Consider the following 21743-nt stretch of genomic DNA (forward strand, 5'->3'; position numbering starts at 1 on the left):
TATTCTGCATACCTGAAAGTAACCGAGCCCTATTAAAAGCGGTCAATATTGCTGTAAATCGTGGAATATTAGAGACGCCTTTCCAGGCACGCTGGCGGCTAGCAGCTGACGTAAAGGGTGATTCAAGAGGTGAACCGAGCGGGCGCCCGGCGGGGACAACACTTGCGTGGCAATCCCCTGCCGGTTGCTCGGCCAAGTCCGGCGGTGCCTGTAGTGACACCGCCAAACATCCGCTGGGCAAGGCGCCCAACGGTTTCACAGCTGACCGGCGGACCTCTTTAGGGCCGTCCGCGTCATTACCGCACTCTCAGGTCCTTCTTTTTTTATTGCCGGTACCTTGTGGCACCGGTCTGCTCTCCCGCACTACCCCCGATCCTCGCAACTTTTGCGCCGGAATGCCGATCGGCGCGCACTCTACATGCAGTTCGTTTCCCGCGCGGGGCCTGTTATAAACGCATTTATGGCGCCGCGATGAAACCGATCTGCATCTAATCATCCGACGATACAGCAGGTTTTTTGTTAGGCTTTACCATCCGTCTCAATATTGGACGACGGTGTGTTAAATATCGGGTTAGCGCTGCTACCCGCCAGAACCACACCGCTCGTTCGCAGCAACCGATCCATGAATCAGCGCACCTTGCCGCCCCACCTGGCTGCTGCAGCCGCAGCCGAATCGCGCTCCGCCATTTCCATGAACCGCTTCAGCACGCATGCGCTCGCAGCCGACGAACAATTTCTGGCCTGGCGCCAGCGTGTGGGGCATGTGGTCGACGTGCCGCCGTCGAAGGAGCAGATCGCCGGCGGATTTCGCGGCGAGATCGATCTTTACGCAGTGGGCGGCATGGTGTTTACGGACTGCAGCACGGATGCGGTGCTGCTGGAACGATCGGTCGCGCGGGTTTCCACAGACTCGCGGCGCGATTACGTGTTTCAACTGTTCCTGGAAGGCGAAGTCGGCCACGTGACGGGCATGCGCAAAAAACGCAGCGCGCCGGGCTCGGTGCGAGGTGTCGTCGCGTTCGACCTGAATCAGCCGTTTCGGGCCGAACGGCCCGAATGCCGGCTTCTGAGCCTGTTCGTACCCGCTGCGATCGTCGACGAGGAATTGCACGACGCCACGGCGATTCACGGCCGCGTCGTCCAGCAGGGTGCGCCGCTGACCGGCCTCGTGCTGGACCACCTTGCGGCCGTGGCCCGGGAGATCCCCAGACTCGACCCGGCCAGCGCGGCGGAAGCATTACATGCCGGCGCCCAACTGCTGATCGCCGCGTTCCGCAAGGAGACGCGACTGACGGGCGCGAGCCGGGCGGCGATGCAGGCCGCCGTAATAGGCCAGGTAAAGCGCTACGTCGAAGCCAATCTTCACCAGGGCGACCTCACACCGACCAGCGTGGTTCAGGCTTTGCAACTGAAACGCGCCACCATCTATCGCTGGTTCGAACATGAGGGCGGCCTCGGCGCCTACATCCGCAATCGCCGCTTGCGGGAAGCGGCGGACGAACTCGTTCGTTTCCCCCATCTTCAGGTGACGGAAATCGCCTTTGGACTCGGCTTCCAGAGCGCGTCCGATTTCACCCGCGCGTTTCGCCGCGCCTTCGACATGAGCCCGCAGGACATGCGGGCGCGCGCCCTGGATTTGCAGCATCGCGGCGCAAGGGAGCGCTGGGGCAGCGTTTAAGCCGGCGGCTGCGAAGCATCGGCAGGGTACGCATCCGGCGCTTTAGTCTCGGGAAATGCCCACAACGCAGCAAGCGTAAGCAGGGTCGCGGCTATCAGATACCACGCCGGGACCATCGGGTCACCCGTCCGGTTGATCAGCCACGTCACCAGGAACGGCGAAAAACCGCCGAACAGCACGACGCCGAAGCTGTAAATCATCGCGAGTCCCGCCGCGCGCCGATGCACCGGAAACGCCTCCATCATCAGCACCGAACTCGGGCCGGCATTGTTGACCGCAAGCGCGACGTACGCCGTGATAATGGCAAGCGCGGCGACGTCGCCCACGCCGTGGCCCAACGCCCAGAATGCCGGCCACGCGGCCGCCAGCGACGCCACGAGCGCGGCGTACTGCAACGTCTTGCGGCTCGCGAAACGGTCGGCCGCCATGGCCACCAGCGGCGTCACCACCAGAATCACGAGGCCTGACAGGCAGGCCGTCAGGAGGCTGATTACCGCCGGCCGATGCAGCGTACGAACCAGGTAGGCCGGCATATAGAAAACGGTGAGGTAGATGCCCACCGACGGCGCCGCCATCATCAGGAGACCGCAGACGAAGGGACGCGGGTGCTCCATGAGCATGCGCTTTGGACTGAGCCGTGTACGCGGCAACGGCGCGGCCACCGGCATGCGGCGACGCAGGTACCAGCCGACCGGTCCGATCAGCCCGCCCAGCACGAACGGAACGCGCCATCCCCAGTCATGCATGTCGGCGGGCGACAGCAGCGCCGTCGTGCCCGCTCCGACCAGCGCGGCGGCGAAAGCGGCTGCGCCCTGGCTCGCGCCACGCCAGCTCACCATAAAACAGCGGTGCCGATAGGCAACCGACTCCATCAGCGAGGCCGACGCCGGCCCGATCTCGCCTCCTGCGGCGAGCCCCTGCATCAGGCGCGCGAGCACCATCAACACCGTCGCGGCAGGACCGATCGACGCATAGCCCGGCAGGCACGCGATCAGCCACGTGCCAAGGGTCATCAGCGCGAGCGATACCGTGAGGCCCGCTTTGCGGCCACGGCTGTCGGCGATGTGGCCGATCATGATCGCGCCGAGCGGGCGCATCACGAAGCCCGCGCCGAAGGTGGCGAGCGAGAGCAGCAGCGACGACGCAGGATTGCTCGATGGAAAAAACAGATGACCGATGATGACGGCGGAAAAGCTGTAGACGGTAAAGTCGTACGCCACGAAGCCATTGCCGATAACAATTGCCGTGACGATACGCCTGAGTTCGGCGCGGGACGGTTGGGCCGCTTTGTGGGCAGCAGTTTGCATGGATTGCGGCCGACGGAGGAAGCGTCGAGGTATTCAGGAGAGGGGCGGAATCGCGGTGAAGCTTTTTTGCGGCACAAAAAGACGCAACTTTACACCGTACACGCAGATGTCGCTTCGCTTACCTCGCAAGCGGGCGGTGCCATTACCGGATGCCGCGAAAGCATCTGAGCGCACTGCTACACTTGCGAACCGCCAACCTCCCGAAGAATCCTCGCCGCCCGGCGTCGTGCCAACCGCAATCAGTGTGAGCGCCGCGCGGCACCTTCTTCGACTGAAACACTCCGCCCGTCATGCTTCGATTCGAAAACCTCAGCAAACGCTATAGCGACCGCATCATCTTTCAGGGGCTGCATTACGATACGGCGGGAGGATGCGTGGCGCTCGACGATGAATCCGGCAGCGGCAAATCGACGTTGCTGGGCATCCTCGCCGGCACGATCGAACCCGACGCCGGCGAGGTATGGCTCGGCGGCCATTCGCTACGCACCGCGCCGCACGAGGCGAAATCCGTCCTCACGTACGTGCCCGAAGACTGCATGACGTATCCGGAGCAGACCGGTCGCGCGTATCTGGCGCGTGTGGCAGCGGAGAGAAAGACCAGCGTCGACAGCCACACGCTCGATCTGGCTCATCGTTTCGGACTCGAACCGCATCTCGACAAGCGCTTTGAGCAGATGTCGTTTGGCACGCGCAAGAAAATCTTTCTGACAGGGGCCGTACTCGGCCAGACGAAAGTCGTGATCGCGGATGAACCGGTCGGCGGGCTCGACGCCCCGGCGCGAGGGGTTCTGGTCGACCTGTTTAAAACACTGGCCGAAACTCGCACGGTTTTTTTCTCGAGCTACGACACGGCTTTTACGCAGGCATGCGAGGCGAGAACCATTGATTTTTCGGACCTGGGTGCGCGCGGCTAGCGCGTTTCCGCGCGTCGGCGAGTCGACACGCCGTCCTCTCAGGTCTCATTGATAGCTCATCGTGAAAGTGGCCAGGCCCTTCACCGTGCCGGGCCCCACCGTCCCGGTCGAGATGTACTGCGCGGTCAACGGGATGCGGGTCGTGCTCGACGATGCACCGACCAGCCATTGGTTCCGATTGCCCGGCACCGCAGAATCCGGCCCGTAGCTGACTGCCGTTCCACCGCTATTGAGCACGCGCAACGCGACACCCGTCGCGGTCGAGCCGCTCGCCAGCGTCAGATTGCTGGTCGTATTGCCGGGCGTGGTCGCATCGGTCAGCGTCACGTAGACATTCGCGCCGGCCTGGCACGATAGTCCGATGCTGAGATTCGTGTTGCCGACCGTCGTGCCGACGGGGCTCAATGCGCTGGCATTGACGGTAGGCAGCGTGACGTTCACCGACGGTGTCGTCACCGTGCACGTGGTGGCGACAATCGACGTGTTGTTGACCGAGATCGTCACCAGCGTCGGCGACGTTATATTCGCGGGAATATTGTGGCTGACCAGCGTGAACAACTGCGGAATGTTCACCGCGCCGCCTGTTGTCACCTGTGCGGCCGTTTTGACCAGTTGATAGGTGAACGTGAAACTCCCCTGGAACGCCGCCGTCGTCGTGATCGGTGCGCCGAAATCGCCCCACTTGCCGACTGCCAGTGTGGACAAGGTCGTGTTGCCGTAGGTGACGTCCACGACCTTGATGCCGATCCCTGCGATGCCGGTATTCCACACGCCCGCTACTGCACTGCTCGTCAGTTGCGGGTAGTACTGGATATACCAGCCGTTGTTGTACGGCGGCACCGTGCCGGGATTCGAGGGGCAGTTGACCGAAACGGTCGACGATTGCACCGGCCCAATTGCCGTGCCGACCGGCGTATCGCGCGGCACGGTGAGCGTGCCGAAGCTGATCGCCGCCGAACCGGTAATCGTGCATTGCAGCGCTGCGTGAGCGGGCGCGCTGGCGATCAGGCCAGCGCAGCCCACGGCGAATAGCATCAGGATGCCGAAGCATCTTTGCACGTCTCTGAACGAGAGAAACATCTTCATTGCGCATTTCCTCCAGCGGACGAAGCTGCCGCTGTTTCTTTCGCCACGCCGGCCGCCGCGCCACACACGGCATCGATATGCGCATACGCGCCGCGATCTTCGCCCTTGGGCGGCAAGTGATAACCAAAGGCACACTGTTCGTCTGCCGCATCGCCCCACTTCACCGTAAGCGCCCCTTCATCGGCCACGCCGCGCACGAAGATCCGGCTGTTCTGGCCGATCGCGCCGACGCTCTGCCCCTTCGCGTCGTACACGGTCGCGCCGAATGGCAACGGTGCGCCGTTCGGCAAGCGAGCCGAGATCACCGCCGCCCTGCCGGTCACCGTGCCGAAGTGAATCATCACCACCGAGTTCGCACGCGGCGCGATCTGCTGGCTGGTCGACTTGAATTCGACGTCGAGCGGGATTCCCTTTGGATCGATTTCGACCGTGTTCAGGCTGTACGGCGTCAGATACGGAATCACCGCGTAGCCAAAGTTGTCGATACGCACGCCGGACGAATTGGTGATGCGGGCGCCCTTCGCGTCTTTCGCCTCCACCACGCCGATCGTGTCGCCCAGATCGTTGGCGAAGGTCACGCCGCCCGGATGCGCGACGATTGCGCCGGTCACCCCCGCCGACACTTGCGAGTAGCCGGAGCCACCGCTTGCGCTCGCCGCCAGCGTCGCGTACGGGCTGCGGTACTGGCCGTTCACGCCGCCAGCGCTCGAGCCCGGCGCATGGTTTGCCGTCACGCCATAGGTGAATTCGTTATCCACGCCGGCCGAGCCGTTCAGCATTGCCTGCTCGGACGAACCGCTCTGACTGTTGTGCGTGAAGCTGGTCGACAAGGTCGGCGCATGCTGGCCGGTGCCGAGCGGAATCGAGACACTCGCGAAAAGCTGATTGTTCATCTGTCCAGTCAGGCCGTCGCGCTGCCTCGACAGCGACACGTTGTAGCTGAAGTTGGTGCCGAGCGCGCGCAACACGTTGTTGTAGCCGATCTGGAATTGCGTGGTGGTGCCGCCGCGATTCCAGTAATCGAGCGTCGAGCCGACCACATAGGCATTGCCCCAGCCATTGCCGAAGGTCTGGTTCATCGTCAGTTGGACCTGATTGCGCTGACGGTCGACCGCGCTCGGATCCTGCCCTCCGGCAACCGCGCTGCGCGCCAGCATGGCGTCGCGCAACGCCCAGAAACCGCTCGACGAATAACGATAGGCGGCAACGGTGAAGTTCGTGTCGGTGGCCGGCACCAGCTTGCTGTAGCTGATTCGCACGCTCTGGCCGGTGGTGTTGGTCACGCCGCGAATGTTGGCCCGCGCCTCGGTCACGTCCAACGCGACCGCGCCCAGCGGCGTGTTGACCGCCGCGCCGAGCAGCCCCGCCAGATAGCCTTCGGCGACGATCGTCCCTGCGTAGCCCGTGATGACGTTGTTAAAGCCGTGCTGCACCGTCCCCTGAAGGAGATTGTCGTGCTGATTGACCTGTGCATCGCGAAGCTGCCCCGCGGCAACATTGAAGCGCGTGATGCCCGGACGCAGCAATTGTGCGACCGACGCATAGGGCACCGAGAAACTGTGCTGACTGCCGTCGGCTTCCGTGACCGTGACAAGCAGGTTGCCGCCGTAACCAGTGGCGTACAGATCGTTGATCTCGAAGGCGCCCGGCGCGACCGTCGTCTCGTACAGCTTGTTGCCGTTCTGCGTGACGCTCACGCGCGCGTTGGTCATTGCCACGCCGCGAATCAGCGGCGCATAGCCGCGCAGCGAGTCCGGCAACATGCGGTCGTCGCTCGCGAGTTCAACACCGCGAATGCCGATGCTGTCGAACACCGCGCCATCGGTAAAGGCATCACCGAGCGTCAGCTGGCTGCGAATCGACGGCAGATCGTGCTGCACGTAGGTCGCGATATTCTGATACGTGCGTGGTCCATTCGATTGCCACGTCAGCGCGGAATTCTGCCGGAAGTGCCAGCTGCCGACGTTGATGCCGCTATTCAGGCCGAGATAGGTCTGCGTATTTGACGACCCCGCGGAACCCGAACCCGTCACGCGAAATGAATTCAGGTTGTAACCCAAGGTGGCCGAAGTCACGCCTTCGTCCCAGAACTCGGGGCTGACATAGCCTTGCGGATTGCGCAGCAACGCTGCCTGCGGGATGCTCAGATCGAGCCGCAGATCGGACAGGTCGAAGGATTGCGAGGCACCGTCGACGAGATCGGCAACGTTCGCGCACTCACCCGCCTGAGCTTTCGCGAGTTCGCCTCGGCCCCTGTCCGACAGCGCCGAAAAGTCCAGACCGAGGCGCTCGATCAGCGCCTTGCTGAAACACGGCACGGCGTTCCCCGCGCCTTCCCGTGCCACGAAACGCAGCGTGTCGTGGCCGACCCAGTTTCCGTTCACGTAGAGATCGACGGTGTACTCGCCGGGCTGCACCGGATTGCCTCGCTCGAAACGCGACACGTCGACGCTTTGGCCTTTCGGTTTCATCAGAAACTCGCTGTTGAACTGTACGCCAGCAAGCGTCGTGGTGTCGGCGAATGCGGGCGGCGCGCCCCAGGCGGCCAGTGCGCCGAGCATCACGGCATGGCTGCGCCTGAGCGCGAACCAGTTTCCGGCGCGCGGCCGCGAAGAGTATTCCCGGGTGCGCATGATTACTTGCGCGTCCCGTCACGCAGCGTTTTGCCGGGGACGCCGGCGCCGTAGTCGTTGATGAACGTGTAGTCGACTTGCGCCGGTACGGCTGCGAGCGGCGCAACGTTGCCAATGTCGAAGTCCGCGCTCGCGCCGGGGTCGACCATGCCGCCCTTGTCGCTGGTCCAGCTCGTCGTGCTCTCACTGGCGACGATCTTGCTGAACGTCACGTGATAAGGCGTGGGATTGGTCGCCTCGAGCGCGTAGGCGCCGTTGTCCTTGCGCACGAATTTCCAGCTGACTTTCGCGGCGGCTTCGTCCGCATTGCCCGGCAGCCCCGCCGGGCGGAAGAACAGCTTGATGCGCGAACGGAACGCCAGTTGCAGCGAATTCGGATCGTCCGCTGTGGCGCTGGCGGCCGCGCGCGGCGGCACTTCAAGCACGTTGAGCCAGAACAGGGACTCCTTGTCTTGCGGCAAGGGTTCCTGCGTGTAGATCAGACGCAGGCTCTGCCCTTTCTTCGGATCGAGGCGAAAAAGCGGCGGCGTCAAGGTGAACGGCACCTTCGATTCGTCCGGCATCGCGTTCGGATTGCCCGTGTCGAGCCACACCTGAACCAGCGCCGGTGCGTCACCTTCGTTACTGAGCTTGACGGTGACTTCACGCTCTTGTGCCTGATAGATCACGCGCGTGCCGCTGATCACGACACCCGCATGCGCGCTGCTCACCAACCATGACAATGCGAAAACCGTCATCGCCTTTGATAATTTCTTTCGCATTGCCATTTCGTTATCCTGATTGCGTGGCGAACTCGTGGTTCGCTCTGATCTCCTCGACAGCCGGCGCCTCTCGCGGGCGCCGGCCACCGCCCCGTAGCGTCCTGCTTTACTGGTAGACGATCGAGTACATGACGGTCGTATTAACCGTACCCGCCGTCGACGCGCCATTGGTTGCCACGTATTGCGCGAAGTACTTGAGCGTGGCCGCACCGCTTGCCAACGCGACGGCCTTCGAGTTCTGCGAGGCCTGAGCGGCGCCCAGCGTGATGACGCTGCTGTCGCCGTTGAGCAGGCCGATTTCGACGTTGGTCGCCGTACCCGAGGCATTGATCAGTTGTCCGGTGGTCGTATCGACCGTGGCGCCCGGTTCGAAATAAGTCGACACGTTGCCCGAATTCGGCGTGCAGTTCGACAGTGCGATGTTGAACGGCGTGCGGCCCGCGGTCGTGCCGGCCGTGGCGAGCGCCGAGGTCGAGACGGTCGGCAGCGTGACGGTAAAGTTCTTGCCGCCGCCGTTACCGCTGATCGTGCAGGTCTGGCTGGTGATCTGACCCGTGAATGTGATGGTGCCGTCCGCGGCCTGCGAAATGGCCGGCATGGCGGCTGCTGCGGCAATGGCCGTAGCGAGAACGCCCAAGCGCGTGAATTTCATGGTTATCCCCATTGATGAGTAATACGTCGTATTGAAAGACCGTGTGTGTGGCAGGTTCAGCAATGGCGTTGCACTCAAACCGACCGCACTGGGGGCAATTATCGGGACGACACCCGAACGGGACAGTCAAGCAGTGTCAATCGCGAGGGGGGAAGTTTGAAGCAGTGTCAAAACGAACTTTTCTGCAAGTAAAAGCGACTTGCGCGCGTGTTTCGCCATCGGAAAGCGTGCGTGCGCTACCTGCTTTATTCATACGAATAGAGGTGAATTGAGAAAAATCTACGGTTATCGGGTCCGTGCAAGTCGATTTTGCTGGAAAGAGCTTTTTGTTGTCCGTTCCTGGGCCGTCAAATCGACTTAACTAAAGCTCGTTGTCTTCGTTCCCCAGCAGTGATCACGCCTCGACTGCTCGACGCACTCAATTGACGCGCGGGCATCTCTGACGACATCTATTCGCGGAGTCCGGAATGAAACGCGCGCTTCTGATGCTTGCGCCCGTGGGCGGCATGTTGGTTGGCGCGGCTCATGCGCAAAGCTCGCTCACGATCAGCGGAACAACGTACACGTACTGTGCCGCCGAAGGTCAATTCTGTTCGTTCACCGGCACGGCGAACGTCGTCTACGGCGCCACTTCGCCTACGCTTCAATACGATATCAATGGCCCGTTCACCGGCGGGGTGCAGTGCTCGACGGGAGCGGTGTCGAGTACGGATCCCGCGTTTGGGTATGGGAAGAGCTGCTGGTACAAAAGCACCTCGGGGCCCACGCCCACGCCAACTCCCACTCCAACGCCTGCTCCGGCTCCGACGCCCAGTCCCGGTGGTGCGTGGACGCAATGCGCTGTCGAAAACGCGCGCTGTTCGTTCAGCGGAAAAATGACCGTGCTCTATGGCGCGAGCACGACTGCGAATAACGTGAGCGAAGTTTTCACTAATGGCGTGACTTGCAGCAATACGGCTTTTGGCACCGACCCGGCGTTCGGCGTTTCGAAGTTCTGCTGGATTCCGAAGACACCTACGCCTGCGCCGACGCCTACTCCGACGCCTACGCCTACGCCTACGCCGACTCCGACTCCGACTCCGACTCCAACGCCAACGCCAACGCCAACACCAACACCAACACCAACACCAACACCAACACCAACACCAACACCAACACCAACACCAACACCAACACCAACACCAACACCAACACCGACATCTTCCATCGCCTGCGCAGCACCGACGACAACGGCCGGCGGCACCGCCAATGGCCTGATCGTCTCCGATACACCGAGCAGCAACGGCACGCGCCTGTTCAATCAGGGCAGCAGCTTCCAGGTATCGTTCGTCACCGCGGCGAAATCGGCGGACACCGTCGTCTGGTCGATGCAGGATCAACTGGGCAACATCAAGGGCAGCGGTTCGTTCGCCGTTGCGAGCGGAACGCGGACCAGCACGCTGTCGTGCCAGAGCAGCGCGGCGGGTTACTTCGCGATCACAGCGACGCTGTCGCACGCAGGCGGCACGCTGCCGCAATTCGGCACGCGTCCAACCGGCATCGCCACGTTCGGCATCCTGCCGAACCTGTCCGGCACGATACCGTCAGTCAGCTATGCGCACCAGGAGCAGCACCGCTTCGGCATGCAGGGCTTCAACGACAATGGCCCGATGCTCACAGCGCTCGGCATCTCCCAAACGATCGACGACCGTGAACTGTCCGCCATGGAGCCCAACGCTGCGAATACGTGGACGCCTGCCCTATCGGATCTCGATCCGTTCTACACGAACGGCAAGATCATGCGGCTCATCAGGCTGGACGGCATTCCCGCGTGGGCGAGTCCGACCGGCGCGTTCCAGGACGACACCAACGCACCGTCAAACGAAACCTACTACCAGAACTACATGGCGCGTGTGGGCACCGACAGCGCGGCGATCCGTCAGCAGTATTTTCCCAATCAGCAATACAACTACTACCAGGTGACGTGGGAGCCCCAATGGGTCGATTCGACCGCGAATTTCGTCGCAATGTACGCGGCCGTCTATAAAGGTTTGCATTCGACTGATCCCAACGCGGTCGTGATGGGCACAACCAATGTCTTTCCCGCCAACTGCTCGACGCAATGTACGCAGGGATATCTCGCCACCTACGCATCGCTAGGGCTCGGCAATTACATCGACGGTGTGACGACGCATGGCTATTACAACGCCGGCACGTTCGCGGCGCATCCGCCCGAACAATACGATACCGATCCGAATCCCGCGAATGTCGCGAATGCCCTCGATCAGCAGATGAGGTCGTTGCGTTCGCAGATGCAAACGCTCAAGCCGAACATGCGCTTGTGGGTGACCGAACTCGGCATCACCTACGACTCCGGCGCCGCTTATGGGCCGAGCTATCCACCGGCCAACCAGTTGTACGGGCAAGCCGCAGTCGCATTGCGCGCGCACCTGATCATTCTCGGCGAAGGTGCCCAGGTCACGTACTTCTTCTACGGCGCGGATTATCCCGTTGACGTGGGCATCGGCACGTTCTTCGATCTCGCCGATCCACAGGGGCAATACGGCGCGACGAATCTAAGCCCCAAACCACAAGCCCTCGCCTTCGCCGCACTAACGCGTGTCCTGGACGGCACGCAAACGCTCGGGCGTCTCAACGGGCTTCCTTCGATGGTGTATGGCTACGCATTCCAGCAACTCAACGCCGGCGCAGTGATCGCGGCGCTTTGGACGCACAACAATTCGAACTGGCCGACGTCGTCGGGTACCTACAGTTCGACCTATAGCACCAGCTATGCATTGACCGTGAATTCGACCGGCACGAGCGGCACCGTGAGCGTCATCGACATGATGGGCAATGTCAGCCAGGTGAGCTACACGAACGGCGTCGTGAATCTCACGCTGACGGAGTCGCCGATTTATGTTGTGCTGGCGAACGCGAATGCGATTCAGGGCAAGTACACAGCGCCCGTGGGTTATACGGGGCAATGATCATGCGGTGTCGAATTCACGCCGACAATACGCGAGGTAAGCGAACAGAATCAGCATCGGGGCCGCCACGTAAGCAGCTTGTGCGGCTTATGCCGCTTGAGCCGCTTTGTCGTGCGCAGCCTGTTCGAGCCAGAGCTGGCTATCGGGAAACCAGAATGCATCCGGGCGCGGAGGCGAGACGAGCTTCACCGGAAGAGAGGGATTGAATATCTTCGACCATGCGGACAGATAGGACGGCGTCTTCACGAGAAACCCGCAATGGGCCAGAAGCAGGCTGGAAACCAATGCCTCGCGGCCTATTTCGAGTCCCGGGTAGCCGCTGAAGTGAACGGGGGTGCTGCCACAGGCAAGGTATTTCGCCGGTGCGACCCGGACCGGCTTGTTGAATGGCCACGCGACAAAGAAATCGATAAACGCCTGTTCGTCGCTCGATATGAAAATCGTGCTCAAGTGCGGGTTTTCCACAAGTGTGGATTCCACCTGCCGGCAGAAGCTTCCCCATGAAACCGGCACGGCTTCCTGCGTCTTGTCAGTCCCTCTAAAATGCGCGCCGAGAGTCGACGTGCCGAGCCCGAGCTGTTGGCAGATCGCGTCGACTTCTTCGACGATATGCGCCGTCAGCCGATAGTGCGCGAAGAAGAGTTCGCTTGCGCTTCTGAGTTGAAGCCGGGCTTCATAGCGCTGACGAAAGCCCAACTGGACAAGATCGCGAACGGTCGACGTTCTCACCTTATGAGTGATCGTGGTTCCCGCTGCGGCGTGCACGGGCTCGAAGAAAGCCGAGAACCAGTCCAGCTTTCCTTCCGCGTCGCCATACAGGCCGCCGCGTGCGCTAATGCACGGGGTGAGGCATTTCTCATCGCAATACATCAGAATAAACAGGACCATCTGCATCACGGAGAAAAAACCGGAGTTCTCCTGAATCTCGATGGAAAAGATTCCCCTGTTCAAACGCTGGGTAGCATGAAGCGATATCCGGCGCGGCATAGCCACTGAATGCTTGAACCCCTCGCTGCGTCGGATCTTTTTCGCCCGATCGACCACCTTTCTCAACATGCCTGGCTCCTAATTAATTAGGTATTTTTTAAAATGGCACGGACCTGTCTGCTGTGAAGGAACGGACGCTTCAGCATAACATCTCAAGAGGTTGGCCACGTAAAGTTTGGCGTGTCTTGGTGAGCCGGCGTACAAAGGATCGGTAAGGTTTTCCCTGGAGGCGATCAGCCGGCCTGAGACGATTTTTTCATCAATAGGGCCGCGGCTGACGGCAGCATGAAAGAACAGACATATAGGCTTGACCTTCCCGCCGTGGGAAGGTCTACGCTCGAGTTCTGATTTCTCATCGGAGGCAGGAAATGGAATTCGAAATCCCGGATATGTCATGCGGCGGATGCGCCAACGCCGTTACTCGTGCAGTGACCGGCCTCGACCCCGCGGCGGAACTCGACGTCGATGTCGCCGTTAAAATCGTGACGGTCACGTCGACCTTGCCGCCGCGACGCCTCATCGAGGCCATCGAGGCGGCGGGTTTCCATCCTTCGCTCAAAGGCTAGGCAAATCGCATCAGTCTATGTCTGGCGGATTGATCCAGGCGCCCTGTTCGGGGCATCATGGTCGCCTTTTATCACTTTTTTCCGAACGAAAATCCAATATGAAAAACCTTCGTGCATTCCGTGCCCTTTGCCTTTTCAGCGGCGTCGCGTTTGCTGTCGCTACGGCGCCCGTCTACGCCCAGCAGGGTGCATCGATGCCTGGCATGGACATGTCCGGTTCGGCGGACGCCGGGTCGAACGCATCGACGCAAGCGTTCAAGGACGCTGACGAGAAAATGATGCAGGCCATGGATGCACCGGCCTACACGGGCGATGCCGACAAGGACTTCGTCGCTCACATGATTCCGCATCATCAAGGCGCGGTCGAAATGGCGCAGGTCGAATTGAAATACGGCAAGGATCCCGAGTTGAAGCGCCTGGCTCGAAACATCATCAAGGCGCAGCATGATGAGATCGCGTTCATGCAACGCTGGCAGGCAAAGCACGGCGTGAAGTGACAACGCGGGTACCGTGGTCGCACTGAAGTCTTAGCGCCTGCTTTCGAAGCTCGATACAACGCATCGCAACGAACCGGCGCTGCAGGTGGAGAGCGGCATCACGTCGCGAATGTTTCGCGTAGACTCACCCTCGAACGGCCGGGAAAACCACCGAAACCACCAGGCCCCGCCCGGCCGTTCCATCACCCAATGCAACTTCAGCCCGATGCGCACGGGCAATCTCCCGCACGATCGACAACCCAAGCCCGCTGCCCTCTTCGGTGGAGGCTCGAAAGAATGGTTCGAAAACGCGTTCACGAAGCTCAGCGCCGATACCCGGTCCTTCGTCCGTGATGGTCAGGGCGACTCGCCCGTTCGTCGAATCGATCTTGAGTGCGACATGTCCGCCAGCGGGCGTGTAGCGAATGGCATTGTCGAGCAGGTTGAACAGCAGCACGGACAGCAGCGGCTCGTTTCCCATCACCTCGGCAGGCTCGCGGAGTTCAGCCGACAGTTCAACCTGCCGGCGCTGCGCGAGCAATGCAAGCTGCTCAATGGTCCCGGTCGCGACCGCGCGCAGATCGACCGGCGCACCTTCGAAGTCGGCATAGTCCGCAGCTTCCGCCTGCGCGAGCAGCAACAGCTGATTGGTCAGCGCAACCAGCGAGAGGTTGCTGCGGTGCATGGCCGCCAGCGTCTCTTTCACCTGCACGAGATCGTCCTGGCGGCGTGCATACTGCAATTGCGTACCAAGCAACGTGAGCGGCGTTCTCAACTGATGCGCCGCATCGGCAATGAAGCGCCGTTGCATCGCGGTTTTCCGCTCGATGATATCGAGGCACTGATTGAACGCGGTGACGATCGGACGCAATTCATTGCGCAATGGATCGGCCCGCACCCGCAACGACGCGTTCGGCGCGCGCCCGAGCATGTCGTTCGCGAGTCTCATCAACGGACGCAATTCGAAGGTGAGCCCGACGCAAACCAGCACCACCGCGATCGCCACGATGCCGGCGAAATGCAGCATCTGCGGCCGCCATAGCGCGGCGGCGGTGGCATCGCGTTGAAGCAGGGTACGCCCGACCGACACGACGACCGGCCTGGTCGCGCCCGCGTCGTACATCGGGCGGATCAGCGACACCGCGCGGATCGGATGTCCACTCACGGTCGCGTCGTACCACAAGGGCGAATCGCCGGGCACGCGCAGCGGAAAATCCGACGTCCCTGCGATAGTCGCGCCGCCCACTTCGCGAATGCTGAAATAGACCAGGTCGCCGTATGGCGAGCTGAGTATCTCGATCGCGCTGGGGGATATCTCCGCGTGCAGATAGCCGTTCTCCCATTGGATATCGCCCGCCATCACGCGCGCAGAAGATAACAATGCCTCGTCCTGCAGCAGCCATGCCGTTCGCTGTGCGTTGTCGCGTGCAATCAGTCCCGCAGCGACAACGTATACGGTCATCGGCAACAGCAGCCACAACAGCAGCCTCAATCGCAGGCTATTCGTCATCGGCGCCGTCTTCAAGCAGATAGCCGAGGCCACGCAGCGTGATGATGGTCGCGGTACTCTTCTCGAGCTTCTTGCGCAGCCGCGACACATAGATTTCGATGGCGTCTTCGCTGGTCGGCGCGTCGGCGTTGCTGAGCGAATCCGCGAGCATGGTCTTGGCAACGGTTTTTTTCGCGCGCAGGATCAGCGCCTCGAGTACCGCGTGCTCGCGTGGCGTCAGCGTGAGCGGTTCGCCCTCGACGGCGAACTGGCAACGGTCCATGTCGTAGGTGAGATTGCCGCATTTGAGCCGGTTCGAGCGCGACGGCGCCTGCCGCCGCGCGAGCACCTTCACCCGCGCGACCAGCTCGCGCGCATCGAATGGCTTCACGATGTAGTCGTCCGCACCGGCGCCGAGGCACACCACTTTCTCGTCGACGGCGCCGGTTGCCGTCAGGATCAACACGGGCGTCGTATCTTCACGCTCGCGCATGCGGCGCAATACGCTCTTGCCCGACAGTTGCGGCAGATTCAGATCGAGCAGCACGACGTCGTACGGCACGGCGCGCAGCGCGCTTTCGGCTGCTTCGCCGTCGCTGACGCGATCGAGCATGAAGCCGTCATCGCGCAGAATTTTCGCGAGCCAGTGCGCGAGTTGATCATTGTCTTCGACGAGCAGTAGCCTCATCGTATCTATCCCCAAAGCGTTCATGCCGTTCGATACTGTTCCCGCGCCTGAGTCGAACGGTACAGGGCCAGCGTCGCGGTCGCTCCGCAAAGCGCTGCAAATGTCATCCATGCGCCCGGCGAAGCCTTGTCGCCGGTAGTATGAATCAGCCACGTCGAGATCGCAGGCGTAAAGCCGCCGATCACCGTGGCGAGACTGTACGCCATCGAAAACCCGGTGGTCCGCACATGCACCGGCATCAGTTCCGTTAGCGCGACGATCATCGCGCCGTTGTACCACGCATAGAGCAGCGAGAGCCAGAGTTCGACCAGCAACAGACGCCCGAACGACGGCTGCGCGACCATCCATTGCATCGCCGGATAGGCAGTGAGGATCGCGAGCACGGTACAGGCAAGCAGCACAGGACGGCGCCCCACGCGATCAGACACGGCGCCCGCGATCGGCAGCCACACGAAATTCGATACGCCGACACACACCGTGACCAGCAGCGAATCCAGCGACGACAGCTTCAGCACGACCTTGCCGAACGTCGGCGTGTACGCGGTAATCAGATAGAACGACGCCGTCGTCATGATCACGAGCCCCATGCCGGCGACGATAAGCCGTGAATGCCGCACCATCGACCGGGCGATTTCGGCCATCCCCGGATGATGGCGGCGCGCGACGAACTCGTCGGTCTCCCGCAGCGAACGGCGCACGTAAAAGAGGAACGGCACGATCAGACAGCCGATCACGAACGGAATACGCCAGCCCCATGTGTTCATCTCCGACGCAGGAATGAGGCGGTTCAGCAGCACGCCCAGCGACGCCGCAAACACCACCGCCACCTGCTGGCTCGCGGACTGCCACGAACAATAGAAGCCGCGATTCCCCTTGGTCGCGATCTCCGACAGATAGACCGACACGCCGCCCAGTTCGACCCCAGCGGAAAATCCTTGCAACAGCCGCCCAAACAGCACGACAGCGGGCGCGACCAGACCGATCGACGCGTAGCTCGGCACGAATGCAACACAAGCGGTGCCGACCGCCATCAGCATCAGCGACAGAATCAAACCCTTGCGACGGCCGTGATGATCGATGTACGCGCCCAGCACGAGCGCACCGATCGGGCGCATCAGAAAACCAGCGCCAAATACCGACAGCGCGAGCATCAGCGACGCAAATTCGTTGCCGGTCGGAAAGAAGGTGGCGGCGATCGCCGCCGCGTAATACCCATAAACCGTAAAGTCGTACATCTCGAGAAAGTTGCCGCTGGTGACGCGGAACACCGAGCGCATGCGCGATTCCCTCGAAGCGTGCGGCGTGTCCATAGCCGTTGTTTCGTTTGTTGAAGCTGCTGAAGTTGAAGATGTCATGGTGACCCCGAAAGTGAGGGACGAACGCATCCCCGGCGGCCATTCAAGCCACCAGATCCTGCTTCGTTGACTAGGGAAAAGGAAGGGTTAGCCGGTCATCAGCGGCCCGCCGCCGCTTTGGCCTCATCGGCAAACCGGTTTGTATAGGTTCGCGTCAGATCGACATGACGCGGCTCGATGGCGGGGTTGACCGCGGCCAGCACGCGCAGTACGGTCTGCGGCGCGCCGTCGGGCATCCTGCCATCGCGCGAAAACGAGGGCATCGTGGCAGCAAGCGCCTGCAGATAGAGCGGCTCGTTCGTGCCGACGAAATCCCGCGGCAACACGGCCACGATATCGCCGGCACTGTGCGAAGAAATGAATGCGAGTGCGCGTACCAGCGCCCGGACGAGCCTTCTCGTTGCGTCCGGGTGAGCGGAGACCCACTTGCGCGGCGCGTACAGGCACGCGCCGGCGTACGGGCCGCCAAGCGCCGTGCGCGTGCCCTCGATACTGCGCATGTCCACCAGCACCCGCGCCGCGCCTGCGTCCAGCAGCCTCGATGCGGTGGGTTCCTCGACCATGCCGGCGTCGATCGATCCTTTCATCATCGCATCGGCGAAGCCGTCGCCGGGACCCTGCGGCACCACCGTGTAGCTGCTCGCCGCCAGGCCGGCGTCCTGCGCAAGATAGCGGCTCAGGAAATACGTGGAAGCGCCGAAACCCGTCACGCCGAGTTTTCGGCCGCGTGCGTCGGCCATTGTCCGCATCGGCCTGGCAACCTGGGTCGACGCGAGTTCGGCAAGTCCCGCGGACTGTGCCAGAACGACGACGGCCTCGACTTCCAGGCCGCGGCTCTGAAGATCGACCGTATGGTCGTAGAAACCCACCGCGCCTTGAATCGCGCCGGCGATCAGTTCGGTCGCGGTGTCGACGCCGGCGGGCTCCGAGAGGACGTCGACATCCAGACCCTCATCGCGGAAATAGCCGAGCCGCGATGCCAGCGTGACGGGCAGATAGATGATCTTCGACGCGCCGCCGGTCATCAGCGTCAGCTTTTCCGCTTCGGCATGGGGTGTCCAGAACAGGATCGCACAGGCGCTCGAGGCGAGCGCCATGAGGCGGGCGAACGATGGCATATCAGCGTGTCTCCGGTTGCGAAGCACCTGTCCGTTCGCTACGGATCGTCTGATGCAACGCTTGCGTGGAGTATAAAAAACCAACGCCTTCTGCCTGCTTTCCGTCCGAACGAAATAGTCTGGGTGTTTACCCGGCCTCGCTACGCCGTCTGCCCCAACTGCTCGCCGAACTGCAAGGCAGCGAGCTGGGCATAGAGCGGCGAACTCAAAAGGAGCTCGGCGTGACGGCCCTGCGCAACGATGCGGCCGTGTTCCAGCACGACAATGCGATCGGCCTGTTGCACGGTCGCAAGACGGTGCGCAATGACCAGCGTGGTGCGGTTCTGCGCGGCATTGTCCAACGCCTTCTGCACCAGCCGTTCGCTGGCGGCATCAAGCGCGCTGGTCGCTTCGTCCAGCAACAGAATGGGCGGATTCTTCAGAATCGCGCGGGCAATCGCAATGCGCTGGCGCTGTCCACCGGAGAGCCGCACGCCGCGCTCGCCGAGAAAGGTGTCGTAGCCTTGCGGCAGTTCGTCGATAAAGCCGGCCGCAGCGGCCATATCGGCAGCCCGTTGGACTTGCGCGAGGGTGGCGTCCGGTGCGCCATAGCGGATGTTGTCGAGCACGCTGCCGGAAAAAATCACCGATTCCTGCAGCACCACGCCGATTTCCTTGCGCAACTCGACGAGCGGCACGTCACGCGTCGGAATACCGTTGATCAGAATGCTGCCGGACTGCGGATCGTAAAAGCGCAGCAGCAGCTGGAACAGCGTGGTCTTGCCTGCGCCCGACGGCCCGACCAGGGCGACATGTTCGCCCGGACGGACGTCGAGCGAGAGTGCGGAGAGCGCGGCGATGCCGGGACGCGACGGATACGAGAAACTGACATTGTCGAAACGGATGCCCTCGCCACGCGCCGGCAGTGCGACCGTGGTGTCGGCCTGCACCACCGGCGAGCGCGCCGCCAGCAGTTGCAGCAACCGCTCGGTGGCGCCGGCCGCGCGCTGCAGATCGCCCCACACCTCGGCAACCGCGCCCACGGCGCCGGCCGTGAACACCGCATAGAGAATGAACTGGGACAGCTGGCCCGCCGTCATCCGCCCGGCCAGCACGGCCTGCGCCCCGAGCCACAGCACGAACACAATGGCGCTGAACACCAGCACGATGACCACCGCGGTCAACCAGGCGCGCGCGCGAATGCGCGTAAGCGCAGTCTCAAAGGCTGCCTCCACCGCGCCGGCAAAGCGCCGCACCTCGAAGGGCTCCTGCGTATACGACTGCACGGTCGGCATCGCATTGAGCACCTCGCCCGCCAGCGCGCTCGTGTTCGCGATCTTGTCCTGGCTCGCGCGCGAGAGCCGCCGCACGCGCCGGCCGAAGATCACGATCGGCGCGACCACCACGACCAGCGTCGCGATGATGTAGCCGGAAAGCACCGGGCTCGTCACCGCCAGCATCGCGACGCCACCGGTCAACAGGAAGAAGTTGCGCAGTCCCAGCGACAGACTGGTGCCCACCACCGTCTGGATCAAAGTGGTGTCGGCGGTGAGCCGGGACAGCACCTCGCCGGTCTGCGTGGTTTCGAAGAATTGTGGACTCATCCCCAGCACGTGGTCGTAGACAGCACGCCGCAAGTCGGCCGTGACCCGCTCGCCCAGCCATGACACGAGGTAGAAGCGCAGCGCCGTGGCGGCGGCCAGCACCAGCGAAACGACGAATAGCGCGAAGAAATACCGGTCGATGTGCGCCCGGTCGCCCCCCGCGAAGCCACGGTCGATCAGGTATTTGAACGCCACCGGCAACACCAGCGTGGCGCCCGCCGAAGTCACCAGCGCGAGGAACGCGAGCGCCCAGCGGCCCGCATAGGGGCGCAGGAAGGGAAACAGGGCGAACAGAGGGCCGATACGTCGTGAAGCGGATGCGGGCGGCGAAGACGGAACAGCATCTGGCATGAAGATTCCCAAGCGAATCGAAGATCACCCGATTGTGCCAGTCCTGCGGATTCGAAGGCGGTTGACGTAAAAACCGGAACCGGTAGCGGGCCGCTAGAAGATGGCGACCGGCTCCGCGCTCTGCTTCGCCTCCGAGAGCAGCCATGTCCGGAACGCCACGACGTTGGCGCGCTCCAGCGCCGCAGGCGGATAAACCAGCCAGTAACTGTAGTCGTTAGGCAGCACGACGTCGAAAGGCTGCACCAGTCGACCGCCATGCAGGTCGTCTGCGGCGAGCATGAGCCGGCCTAACGCAACCCCTTGTCCATTCACAGCGGCTTGCAACGCGAGGCCTGCGTCGTTAAACGATGCGCCCGTCTCCAGGTCGAGTCCGCTGATCCCCGCCTCGTCGCACCAATGCCGCCACGCTTCTCGCGGCGTGTCGTACAGCAAGCGGACACGGCGCAAGTCAGCCGGAACACGAATGGCGGGCGGCCCCTCGGCGAGCGCCGGACTACAGACCGGACTCAGCGTTTCACGAGCAATCAGGTCGGCTTTCACACCGGCCCATTTCCCGAGTCCCGAGCGAATGCCGAGATCGAAGCGCTCCGTTGCAAACGTCCACACATCGGCCGAAGCATCGAGGCGCACGTCGATGTCCGGATGCAAGGCGCGAAACGCATCAAGACGCGGCACCAGCCATCGCGAAGCGAACGACGGCAGCACCGTAATGCGCAGCGGCCGCGCATCGGGCTCCATGAGACGCAGCGTTGCCGCCGCGATGCGATCGAGCGCGCCGGCCAGTTCCGGAAGATAGGCCTGGCCCTTTGCGGTGAGCTTCAGCGCATGCCCGCGCCGCTCGAACAGGCGAAAGCCCAACCACGCCTCGAGCTGGCGGATCTGATGACTGATGGCCGCCTGCGTCACACACAGCTCGGCAGCGGCACGGGTAAAGCTCAGATGCTGCGCCGCGGCCTCAAAGGCACGCAGCGCACCTAGCGGAGGCAGGCGTCGCATGGGCTGGTCGATTACCTTGGTTTATCGAGAGCATGAAGATAACCCGTTTGTGGTGCAGGAGGAAGTCGCTTCTAATCACACACTCCGCGGGCAAACGTGAAGTCCCCGGCTCCCTGTCGACATGAGGCCAATCG

At 62.4% G+C, this 21743-nt stretch carries 18 protein-coding genes; 6 read left to right on the forward strand and 12 right to left on the reverse strand.

Going from position 1 to position 21743, the window contains the following annotated elements:
- Nucleotides 1-622: 622 nt before the first annotated feature.
- Nucleotides 623-1678 carry an AraC family transcriptional regulator gene (locus PQQ95_RS23370; protein WP_408441212.1) on the forward strand — a complete coding sequence of 352 codons (1056 nt, stop codon included), beginning with the start codon at nt 623-625 and terminating at the stop codon, nt 1676-1678.
- Here the strand turns inward: PQQ95_RS23370 and PQQ95_RS23375 are convergent.
- On the reverse strand, nt 1675-2985 hold the full coding sequence (locus PQQ95_RS23375) for an MFS transporter (protein ID WP_408441215.1): 1311 nt from the start codon (nt 2983-2985) through the stop codon (nt 1675-1677). The genes PQQ95_RS23370 and PQQ95_RS23375 overlap by 4 nt on opposite strands.
- Before the next feature lie 290 nt (nt 2986-3275).
- On the opposite strand from PQQ95_RS23375, the gene PQQ95_RS23380 reads away from it, so the two are divergent.
- A complete protein-coding gene (locus tag PQQ95_RS23380; protein ID WP_408441218.1) occupies nt 3276-3899 on the forward strand; it encodes an ABC transporter ATP-binding protein in 624 nt (207 codons plus the stop codon).
- 45 nt (nt 3900-3944) lie between these two features.
- Here the strand turns inward: PQQ95_RS23380 and PQQ95_RS23385 are convergent, their stop codons facing one another.
- The 4 genes from PQQ95_RS23385 to PQQ95_RS23400 all read right to left on the reverse strand — a co-directional run bounded on the left by PQQ95_RS23385 (nt 3945) and on the right by PQQ95_RS23400 (nt 9031).
- Nucleotides 3945-4985 carry a fimbrial protein gene (locus tag PQQ95_RS23385; RefSeq protein ID WP_408441220.1) on the reverse strand — a complete coding sequence of 347 codons (1041 nt, stop codon included), beginning with the start codon at nt 4983-4985 and terminating at the stop codon, nt 3945-3947.
- Nucleotides 4982-7618: a fimbria/pilus outer membrane usher protein gene (locus tag PQQ95_RS23390; RefSeq protein WP_408441223.1), complete on the reverse strand. Its 2637-nt coding sequence runs from the start codon at nt 7616-7618 to the stop codon at nt 4982-4984. The genes PQQ95_RS23385 and PQQ95_RS23390 overlap by 4 nt, the downstream gene beginning before the upstream one ends.
- Nucleotides 7619-7620: 2 nt before the next feature.
- Nucleotides 7621-8379, reverse strand: a complete 759-nt coding sequence (locus tag PQQ95_RS23395) for a fimbrial biogenesis chaperone (RefSeq protein WP_459251993.1) — start codon at nt 8377-8379, stop codon at nt 7621-7623.
- Between the two features lie 106 nt (nt 8380-8485).
- The gene (locus PQQ95_RS23400; RefSeq protein WP_408441228.1) at nt 8486-9031 is read right to left on the reverse strand and encodes a fimbrial protein; all 546 of its coding nucleotides are present in this window, start codon (nt 9029-9031) and stop codon (nt 8486-8488) included.
- A gap of 467 nt (nt 9032-9498) precedes the next feature.
- On the opposite strand from PQQ95_RS23400, the gene PQQ95_RS23405 reads away from it, so the two are divergent.
- Nucleotides 9499-12000, forward strand: a complete 2502-nt coding sequence (locus PQQ95_RS23405; protein ID WP_408441230.1) for a hypothetical protein — start codon at nt 9499-9501, stop codon at nt 11998-12000.
- An 87-nt stretch (nt 12001-12087) separates the two neighbouring features.
- On the opposite strand, the gene PQQ95_RS23410 is transcribed toward PQQ95_RS23405, so the two are convergent.
- On the reverse strand, nt 12088-13056 hold the full coding sequence (locus tag PQQ95_RS23410; protein ID WP_408441232.1) for an O-fucosyltransferase family protein: 969 nt from the start codon (nt 13054-13056) through the stop codon (nt 12088-12090).
- A 299-nt stretch (nt 13057-13355) separates the two neighbouring features.
- Between PQQ95_RS23410 and PQQ95_RS23415 the strand changes: the two genes are divergently transcribed.
- On the forward strand, nt 13356-13553 hold the full coding sequence (locus PQQ95_RS23415; RefSeq protein WP_408441234.1) for a heavy-metal-associated domain-containing protein: 198 nt from the start codon (nt 13356-13358) through the stop codon (nt 13551-13553).
- Nucleotides 13554-13651: 98 nt separating this feature from the next.
- Entirely contained in the window at nt 13652-14050 is a 399-nt protein-coding gene (copM, locus tag PQQ95_RS23420; protein WP_408441237.1) for a CopM family metallochaperone, read from the forward strand.
- A gap of 124 nt (nt 14051-14174) precedes the next feature.
- Here the strand turns inward: copM and PQQ95_RS23425 are convergent, their stop codons facing one another.
- The 3 genes from PQQ95_RS23425 to PQQ95_RS23435 are packed head-to-tail and all read right to left on the reverse strand — an operon-like array spanning nt 14175 to nt 17516.
- Nucleotides 14175-15539 (reverse strand): sensor histidine kinase, encoded by a 1365-nt coding sequence (locus tag PQQ95_RS23425; protein ID WP_408441240.1) that lies wholly within the window; start codon nt 15537-15539, stop codon nt 14175-14177.
- Nucleotides 15529-16206, reverse strand: coding sequence for a response regulator (locus tag PQQ95_RS23430; protein ID WP_408441242.1), 678 nt, complete (start codon nt 16204-16206; stop codon nt 15529-15531). Before PQQ95_RS23430 ends, PQQ95_RS23425 begins: the two co-directional genes overlap by 11 nt.
- Nucleotides 16207-16226: 20 nt before the next feature.
- Nucleotides 16227-17516 (reverse strand): MFS transporter, encoded by a 1290-nt coding sequence (locus PQQ95_RS23435; RefSeq protein ID WP_408441245.1) that lies wholly within the window; start codon nt 17514-17516, stop codon nt 16227-16229.
- Between PQQ95_RS23435 and PQQ95_RS23440 the strand changes: the two genes are divergently transcribed.
- Nucleotides 17482-17631 carry a hypothetical protein gene (locus PQQ95_RS23440; protein WP_408441373.1) on the forward strand — a complete coding sequence of 50 codons (150 nt, stop codon included), beginning with the start codon at nt 17482-17484 and terminating at the stop codon, nt 17629-17631. The genes PQQ95_RS23435 and PQQ95_RS23440 overlap by 35 nt on opposite strands.
- Nucleotides 17632-17659: 28 nt before the next feature.
- Here the strand turns inward: PQQ95_RS23440 and PQQ95_RS23445 are convergent, their stop codons facing one another.
- The 3 genes from PQQ95_RS23445 to PQQ95_RS23455 form a co-directional block, all read right to left on the reverse strand.
- Complete coding sequence (locus PQQ95_RS23445) at nt 17660-18679, reverse strand: ABC transporter substrate-binding protein (protein ID WP_408441248.1); 1020 nt, start codon at nt 18677-18679, stop codon at nt 17660-17662.
- A gap of 140 nt (nt 18680-18819) precedes the next feature.
- Nucleotides 18820-20613, reverse strand: a complete 1794-nt coding sequence (locus tag PQQ95_RS23450; RefSeq protein WP_408441251.1) for an ABC transporter transmembrane domain-containing protein — start codon at nt 20611-20613, stop codon at nt 18820-18822.
- Between the two features lie 93 nt (nt 20614-20706).
- The gene (locus PQQ95_RS23455) at nt 20707-21609 is read right to left on the reverse strand and encodes a transcriptional regulator GcvA (protein ID WP_408441253.1); all 903 of its coding nucleotides are present in this window, start codon (nt 21607-21609) and stop codon (nt 20707-20709) included.
- Between the last annotated feature and the right edge of the window lie 134 nt (nt 21610-21743).

Origin of the sequence: Paraburkholderia caffeinilytica, assembly GCF_046030355.1 — a bacterium.
Taxonomy (GTDB): domain Bacteria; phylum Pseudomonadota; class Gammaproteobacteria; order Burkholderiales; family Burkholderiaceae; genus Paraburkholderia; species Paraburkholderia caffeinilytica_B.

Bases quoted from the DNA above. Each gene is read 5' to 3' on its own strand.
- PQQ95_RS23430 (WP_408441242.1), bottom strand. From the start codon at position 16,206: ATGAGGCTACTGCTCGTCGAAGACAATGATCAACTCGCGCACTGGCTC.
- PQQ95_RS23375 (WP_408441215.1), bottom strand. From the start codon at position 2,985: ATGCAAACTGCTGCCCACAAAGCGGCCCAACCGTCCCGCGCCGAACTC.
- PQQ95_RS23390 (WP_408441223.1), bottom strand. From the start codon at position 7,618: ATGCGCACCCGGGAATACTCTTCGCGGCCGCGCGCCGGAAACTGGTTC.
- PQQ95_RS23380 (WP_408441218.1), top strand. From the start codon at position 3,276: ATGCTTCGATTCGAAAACCTCAGCAAACGCTATAGCGACCGCATCATC.
- PQQ95_RS23425 (WP_408441240.1), bottom strand. From the start codon at position 15,539: ATGACGAATAGCCTGCGATTGAGGCTGCTGTTGTGGCTGCTGTTGCCG.
- copM (WP_408441237.1), top strand. From the start codon at position 13,652: ATGAAAAACCTTCGTGCATTCCGTGCCCTTTGCCTTTTCAGCGGCGTC.
- PQQ95_RS23385 (WP_408441220.1), bottom strand. From the start codon at position 4,985: ATGAAGATGTTTCTCTCGTTCAGAGACGTGCAAAGATGCTTCGGCATC.
- PQQ95_RS23415 (WP_408441234.1), top strand. From the start codon at position 13,356: ATGGAATTCGAAATCCCGGATATGTCATGCGGCGGATGCGCCAACGCC.
- PQQ95_RS23435 (WP_408441245.1), bottom strand. From the start codon at position 17,516: ATGGACACGCCGCACGCTTCGAGGGAATCGCGCATGCGCTCGGTGTTC.
- PQQ95_RS23410 (WP_408441232.1), bottom strand. From the start codon at position 13,056: ATGTTGAGAAAGGTGGTCGATCGGGCGAAAAAGATCCGACGCAGCGAG.
- PQQ95_RS23405 (WP_408441230.1), top strand. From the start codon at position 9,499: ATGAAACGCGCGCTTCTGATGCTTGCGCCCGTGGGCGGCATGTTGGTT.
- PQQ95_RS23370 (WP_408441212.1), top strand. From the start codon at position 623: ATGAATCAGCGCACCTTGCCGCCCCACCTGGCTGCTGCAGCCGCAGCC.
- PQQ95_RS23450 (WP_408441251.1), bottom strand. From the start codon at position 20,613: ATGCCAGATGCTGTTCCGTCTTCGCCGCCCGCATCCGCTTCACGACGT.
- PQQ95_RS23445 (WP_408441248.1), bottom strand. From the start codon at position 18,679: ATGCCATCGTTCGCCCGCCTCATGGCGCTCGCCTCGAGCGCCTGTGCG.
- PQQ95_RS23440 (WP_408441373.1), top strand. From the start codon at position 17,482: ATGCGCGATTCCCTCGAAGCGTGCGGCGTGTCCATAGCCGTTGTTTCG.
- PQQ95_RS23395 (WP_459251993.1), bottom strand. From the start codon at position 8,379: ATGCGAAAGAAATTATCAAAGGCGATGACGGTTTTCGCATTGTCATGG.
- PQQ95_RS23455 (WP_408441253.1), bottom strand. From the start codon at position 21,609: ATGCGACGCCTGCCTCCGCTAGGTGCGCTGCGTGCCTTTGAGGCCGCG.
- PQQ95_RS23400 (WP_408441228.1), bottom strand. From the start codon at position 9,031: ATGAAATTCACGCGCTTGGGCGTTCTCGCTACGGCCATTGCCGCAGCA.